This window comes from Vibrio sp. 03_296, from assembly GCF_002265885.1.
Map to the genome: position 1 here is coordinate 1 of NZ_NPKW01000379.1, position 539 is coordinate 539.

General features: G+C 45.4%; 1 protein-coding gene and 1 pseudogene. One reads left to right on the plus strand and one right to left on the minus strand.

The genetic code is table 11. The features are described from left to right. Positions 1–166, minus strand: a pseudogene (locus CIK04_RS24800) (NAD-dependent epimerase/dehydratase family protein); the annotation flags it as partial. A 307-nt stretch (positions 167–473) separates the two neighbouring features. Between CIK04_RS24800 and CIK04_RS24805 the strand changes: the two are divergent. After that, positions 474–539 (plus strand): LacI family DNA-binding transcriptional regulator (locus CIK04_RS24805; protein ID WP_128824689.1); only part of this gene is annotated, 66 nt, incomplete at its 3' end.

Consider the following 539-nt stretch of genomic DNA (forward strand, 5'->3'; position numbering starts at 1 on the left):
TAGAAGATAGGTTGCTTACCCGTGAGCGCTTCAATACGGCTTAACACGTCCACTTTCGCATTGCATAAGTTGTCGACGATGATCGGTTCCATACCGGCTGCCATCATCTGCACACATGTCATGGCTACCGATGTAACCCATGACCACCTGTCACTAAAACGTTCACCCTTTCCTCTCCTGATCTCAAATTTGCTCAATGGCTTTGCTTGTTTAAAAGCTTACCAAGCATGTTGGATCGGGTTCCGTGATCCAATTCGCAAAGTGTAAACGTTTTCACTGATTTTCATAAACAATCCTTTTTACACTGAGATTTAGTGAAAGAAATTCCACCATGCTGCGAGCGTTCCAGTATCATAAAAACGCTCATGGCTCGATTTTTACTAAAAAAAACGAGWGCATCACGCAGCCTCTTGATTACAATAGAGAACAGATGATTTCACTCAGCACAGTGCGCTGTGCCAACAGGAAGAAGAATGGCTACGTTAAAAGATATTGCCACGGAAGCGGGCGTTTCCCTGGCCACGGTGTCGCGAGTGCTC